Genomic DNA, 5649 nt, shown 5'->3' on the forward strand with positions numbered 1-5649 from the left:
CGTCCAGATCCAGACCGAGCTTCAAAGCCAACTCAGCTGCGATGATCACCAGTGAAATCGACGGCCAAAAACATAACTCGTGAAAGCCTCGGCACCGAATACCCGCAGTTTTAGACGACCGCTAACAACAAACATGTCGCCATTCCATTGCCGGACGCTAACGATCGAATCGCCATCATTGAAAGTCTGATCGGTGAAGTGCCGTTTACATATGACCGGGCGGCGCTTGCTATGCAGACACGAGGAATGACCGGCGCTGACCTTGCCAAGTTGGTTCGTGATGCCAAACGCGCCGCACGCTTGCGACGAGAGCCGCTGAATCTGTCGGATTTGACAGCCAACTTACCGGAGCTTGTCCCTCTCGCCGGTGACTTTCGGAAATCTTTGCTATCCACGAGGCCGGTCATGCAATTGTTGGCCGACGTCTGAGTTGCGGCGAGTTCCTATTCGTCGAGATCGCCGATCAACTGAACCCAAGTGTAAACATCCAGAGAGCAGGTGGCTCGGTATTTCAGAACTCTGCGCTTCGGTTTCGGGGTCGACAGTCCTACGTGGACGAGATCTGCCTGCTACTCGCTGGCATCGCAGCGGAACAGCTTCTGATTGGCTCGCACGGCGAGGGAGCTGGGATGGGTTCCGAAAGCGATCTGGCTCGGGCAACGGCGCTTGCGACAAAAATCGAGGTGCAGGTCGGAATGGGCGATAGTCTTGTCCAACGGGCGACCGAGGTTAGTCCTCAAGTAGTCGCCGCCGTCGTAGCGAACTCGACGTCAGCCCGGAAAATTGATGAAATTCTGCAGGTTGAGCTCAGCCGTGCGCGGGAAATTCTGATGGCTGAACGAGAGCTGTTGCTCAAGGTCACCGATGAGCTCGACCAAGGTGCAGTCGTAACGGCAGAGAGGATCAGAGCCCTTGAGGAGGAGGGTGCTTCGCGTCGTCTCGCAAGCTAGCTCGTCCGCATGTGAATGGGCAAGATGCTCGCCGCCTTGGGATGGTTTCTTTTGACGGGCTTTTTTCACGCAATGAAGGGGCGTGGACCTGGCTTTCGACTCCTGGAGGCATCGACTTCAATTTGGCTGGAGCGTGCTGATGCAGTCCCCGTAATAGGTTAGCGTATTTTGTTTCGGAGCGCTCACTGAGACATTTGCCGGTAGTCGCAGCGAAAATGTGAAGGACTGCGTGCCGTATTCCGCCGACATCAGGCTAGATCCAACGCTCAGCGGGACTGGTTTCGATTGACCCATCTGCAAGGTGTTATCGGACGCTCCCATCCCGCCCCGAAAAGTCAGAATCATCAGAGGGAGCTTTTCAAATTTGCACGTCACAATGACAGGTTCGGCGGCCGAGGCGCTCGCAGCAAGCAAGAAGGGGGAGGACGTGAGCAGCGCGGCGGTGAGCAACGATGTCCTGTTCAATACCTGAACTCCGGCTCCGAAGACGATGCATCCGCTTCCATGTCGATGCAACCCTTTAGGATGCTGTACGAGGAGTCACTCGATCGCGCGACCTCGTCGCAGTAGCTCTTCGCGCTTTCTGCGATCTGGCCCCACGACGACTTGAGCGTATCGTAGGCTTCCTGTTCCATTGAAAGGCACCCATTGTAGATGGTGCGCGATCCGCCACTCACCTCGGATACCTTAGAACAGTAGCTTGGAGGATCGTACCGTGGAATGGAGTCCGCGTGCGCCGCACCGTTGAAGGCAAGCACTGCGCCAAAAACGAGGCCCCACTTCATATTGTTTTCGAGCGGCGGTGACCGGCTCATTTTGCGGCCATAACGCTTGTGCCGCCACTCTTTGCACGGATCTTGTTGAACTTTTCCTGGGCGTTGTGCTCTCGCGCGATCCGCGCCATTTCGACGGATACCACCCGGCGGCCCACTGGCCAGAAGCTGAGACCAGCGAGCTTGAACGATTGAAGTCCGAACGGGATGGTGATGATGAAAATGCAGTTGATCACGCCAGCGACCAAATGACCGACGAACAAGCCGATACCGAAGGTGCAGGCCCAGATGACATTTACGACGAAACCAATCGTTCCTGTCAGCGCGGTCACGGCAGTGACGCCTTTCCCGTCGAGCTCACGAACGTGAACGACTTCCTTGCCAAAAGGAAACGCTGACAGCTTAGCCATCTCAATAGCTCCACGCGACAGCGGCAAGCCCACGATCGTGAGCGCGAAGAGCACGGCTCCGAGTAACCACATCAGGGAAAGTACAGCGCCCCCGAAGACAAACCAGATGATATTTCCCACGAATCGCATTTGAGCCCCTCAACCAAAACACGAGTTTTAGTTGAACAATCGGCTGGTGGAAGTCAATCGGAATGCGCGAGTTGCGGACAGGCTGTCGGTCGTTTCCTTCGCTCCCGAATAGATGGTGGGAACGGAGTACGGCGGTGGTAGACCGACAGGACCGCCGCGTCGGCAGGCCTTACCCCCTGGCCAACTTCGAACAATGGCTTCATGTAATCTCTTCCCTGATTTGCCTGAAGCGCCGTCCAGGTTTCACTCAATCCAACGGAAAATATGGATGGTAATTTTCGTAGGTGGAAAATACATTGACTGAGCCGTCACTGTTCAAGGCAATCCGGTTCAGGGCATCCTGCAGATCCTCTTCGCGCATGACAGAAGCCACGCTCACAAGGTCTTTAGCCAAAGTCCTCAAAGCTAACGCTTTAATGCGAGGAGAAAAGTAGTCGTGAACCTGAAAGCAAGTCTCGAAATATCGTAGATCCCGGTCGTCGGTTTTGCGTTTTCTGTCCGGCGAGTTGAAGTAGACAGAATCCGAATCCTCAAGTGTTTGAGTATCCAGATCGCAATAGTAAGCATAGCGCGAGCCGCCTTCAAACGGCGGAATTCGATCGTCGAAGCCATCTTTTTGTAATTCTACATCGAGGATCGCCCAAGCCTCGCTAACGGCAGATATTGCCAACTCCAATGCTTGTGCCCGTATCGGTTTCGACCAGTGCTCCTTTTCCTTCTCGGTGTAGGAGCAATTTGGGGGGTCAGTGCAATCCATCTGTCAGGCGCTCTGCTTAGGTAGTTTCAATACTGTGTCGATCGGCGTTCGGAAGCAAACGACTATTTCTCCGCGAAGCCAAGATGTCTAAACGGCTATTCGAACACGTCTGCAAAAAGGCTTAGGCCCGCGCGTACGAGGAACGTGGTCAATTCAATCTGACCTGAATGAGATGAGGGCCAAGATTTAGAGTGAACTAGGTCAGTTGACAGGCAGATCAGTTCGCCTGACCATTTTACCGTTCGAGTTCGGAATAGCGGTATGAGTTTTTACGCGATTGAAGTCCTGGTTTACGGCACGGTTTACATAAAGGCGTCCACCCTCCAAAAAGCACAGAAGATACTCGACCGGCTCAGTTCGAATACCATCGATGCGCGGCATCGCGCTTGGTTTTCGGACGTGTCATTCGAGCACGTTCCTCGGGTTAGTTTCGCATCATCTCTCACCCTAAATGCGACTTTCCCCGGATCGCAACTCGTCGAGGTCACGGAAAGAGACGTAGAGCTTGCGCAGCGAAGCTTCGTTCTCGGTTCTCGTGATGTGGTAGTTCCATTCGCTGAACGCGCGGAAGAATTCAACAAAGTGCCAGTGTTCACCACCGACGTCGATCTCACGGCTACAGCGTTCATCAAAGCCGAGTCGCGGCAAGAGGCAAGGATCATCACTTCGAAGTTCCAGCAGCAATTCCACGTCGAACTGCAGATGGGATACTGGCTGTGGTTCTCGAAGCTTGGCTTCGACGATGACGAGATGGCGGCTTTACCAGTCGTCTTGTCGTCAGCAATCAAGGTCATCGGAGCTTCTGAAGGCTGCGGACTTGAGCAGCGGTGGCCGGACTAGCATAGGCGTCCCAGGCGGCTGGTCTAAATAGCGTCGCGTGCTCGCCGCTTTGGGTACCAAGAGCGCCGATTTCGCGCTCAACCATATTAATTCTCTCGTTTTGGACATTGGGAAATGAACATCTATGCAATCGAAATTCTGCTGCAAGGCAACCTTCACATCAAAGCAACCAGTCATGAACAAGCAGAGCGGATTCTAGACAATAATTGCTCGAACACGCTCAACGGCAAAGATGACGAGTGGTTCTCTGACGTACCTGACCGCTACCGCCAGAGAGCTAGTTTTTCGACCAAATTCACAGCCATCGGACCTATCGATGGCGCCATGTTCGTCGAGGTCCCGAGGAGGACGGTACTCGCGGCCCAAGATCGCTGGCAACGCAATTGGCACGGCCTACGACACCCATATCCTCAGCTCTCGGCCGCACATGAACAGGTTCCGGTCTACAGCACCAGTCTGGACGCTACAACAACCGCGTTTGTTCGGGTCAAGGGAGTCGCCGCAGCTGAGGCTGTTGTGGCCAAGTTTAACCAAATGACCCTTGACCTCTTGGACGATAAATCGCGATGGTTCTCGAGACGTGCTCTAGAGGATGAAGCCGGATCTGACCTCCCCATCGCTTTATCATCCGCACTTTATCTGGTTGGCAAATCCGAAGGTTGTCAACTCTGCCAGACATGGCCGGAGCGGCCGTACCAAGGACCCGAATTCGTCGCGAGGATTGACGAATTCTTGTAATTCTCTACCATTTTCGGTGAGCCCTGGGCCGTCTGGACGGGACGGTCGACTTCAACCCCTATTGCGCCCTTTCGCTGACACCCGGCGGCCAGCAGCATCTGCCGTCGAAGGCAATCCCGTGAAGGTGGTCAACGATGGACGGACCAGGACCATGACGGCGCAAGCTCCACGTACTGCCAGATTCAATGTGGCAATCGCTCTGAAATGCGCGATGTAAAAATTAGGTCCGTGCGATCTGACCCATGTGCCAGTGTGCCTCTAGGGATCTGGCTTCAGTTCGGTTCCCAACGGCTTTCCGAAATAGCGACCTCAAATTGCCAATGCAAAGGCTAACGTTGACTTCGTCCCGCCGCGTACGCACCATTAATCTCGATGCATTCGGGAATTTCGACTTGCGCAAACTTCTTTGCTTGAGCACCTCACATTTGTCCGCGGCCACCAAGCGGTTTCTGATGTCTCATGATCAAAAAGAGTGGCTCACAGTTGGCGGGCCATTTGGAAATACGGGCTGGATATTCCACGTTGATGAAGACGCGGCGTTCAATTTCGGGAACCGACGGTTCAACGATCTATGGCGTTCTTTCGCGTACGCTGCCGATCGCGGTTACGAGCTCATCCTCTTCGATGATGTTGAGGAGCCGATGCGGGATCTGGCAGTCTATTGATGCACGCAAAATGTAGTCCGGGTGTCTCTTTCAATCGGGTTAGAGCGAACTTGCGAATCCCTCTGGCCTGTCCTAAGCCTCTGGGTGTGGGGCCTGCAGCTCAATTGGTTAGAGCCGTCGGCTCATAACCGATTGGTTGCAGGTTCAAGTCCTGCCGGGCCCACATTCAGGGATACGGGCACGTCACTCGTGACGCCTGAAAACCCAATCTCGAAGCTGGACAGCGAGATTTCCTCCTCCGGCAGCTTTAAGAATGCTGGTTGACCTGCCACTGAGAATTTCCTCCAGAATGGATTAGAGTCCGGCCTATTAAGGGACGGACGAATGAAGAAGCAGAGATTTACGGAAGAGCAGATTATCGGTGTGCTGAAGGAGCAGGAGGCTGGC

7 protein-coding genes and 1 tRNA gene are annotated in these 5649 nt (G+C 54.3%); 6 read left to right on the plus strand and 2 right to left on the minus strand.

Translation table 11 applies throughout. The features are described 5' to 3' along the window. The first annotated feature begins 231 nt into the window (after window positions 1-231). Both EFD55_RS34370 and EFD55_RS33420 read left to right on the plus strand, forming a co-directional pair. Window positions 232-429, plus strand: coding sequence for a hypothetical protein (locus EFD55_RS34370; RefSeq protein ID WP_376774124.1), 198 nt, complete (start codon window positions 232-234; stop codon window positions 427-429). Next, on the plus strand, window positions 390-950 hold the full coding sequence (locus tag EFD55_RS33420) for an FtsH/Yme1/Tma family ATP-dependent metallopeptidase (protein ID WP_281040010.1): 561 nt from the start codon (window positions 390-392) through the stop codon (window positions 948-950). The genes EFD55_RS34370 and EFD55_RS33420 overlap by 40 nt, the downstream gene beginning before the upstream one ends. Before the next feature lie 811 nt (window positions 951-1761). Here the strand turns inward: EFD55_RS33420 and EFD55_RS32710 are convergent. Further along, on the minus strand, window positions 1762-2262 hold the full coding sequence (locus tag EFD55_RS32710; RefSeq protein ID WP_125851226.1) for a YccF domain-containing protein: 501 nt from the start codon (window positions 2260-2262) through the stop codon (window positions 1762-1764). Window positions 2263-2509: 247 nt separating this feature from the next. Then, on the minus strand, window positions 2510-3019 hold the full coding sequence (locus tag EFD55_RS32715; protein ID WP_125851228.1) for a hypothetical protein: 510 nt from the start codon (window positions 3017-3019) through the stop codon (window positions 2510-2512). A gap of 261 nt (window positions 3020-3280) precedes the next feature. On the opposite strand from EFD55_RS32715, the gene EFD55_RS32720 reads away from it, so the two are divergent. From EFD55_RS32720 to EFD55_RS32735, 4 genes are all read left to right on the plus strand, one after another. Beyond that, entirely contained in the window at window positions 3281-3859 is a 579-nt protein-coding gene (locus EFD55_RS32720; protein ID WP_125851240.1) for a hypothetical protein, read from the plus strand. Between the two features lie 114 nt (window positions 3860-3973). Beyond that, entirely contained in the window at window positions 3974-4597 is a 624-nt protein-coding gene (locus EFD55_RS32725) for a hypothetical protein (protein WP_125851242.1), read from the plus strand. Between the two features lie 392 nt (window positions 4598-4989). After that, window positions 4990-5262 (plus strand): DUF5983 family protein, encoded by a 273-nt coding sequence (locus EFD55_RS32730; protein ID WP_125851244.1) that lies wholly within the window; start codon window positions 4990-4992, stop codon window positions 5260-5262. 89 nt (window positions 5263-5351) lie between these two features. Then, a tRNA-Ile gene (locus EFD55_RS32735) sits at window positions 5352-5425 on the plus strand. The last annotated feature ends 224 nt before the right edge of the window (window positions 5426-5649 follow it).

Origin of the sequence: Rhizobium pisi (assembly GCF_003938655.1) — a bacterium.
In the GTDB taxonomy this organism is placed as follows: domain Bacteria; phylum Pseudomonadota; class Alphaproteobacteria; order Rhizobiales; family Rhizobiaceae; genus Rhizobium; species Rhizobium pisi.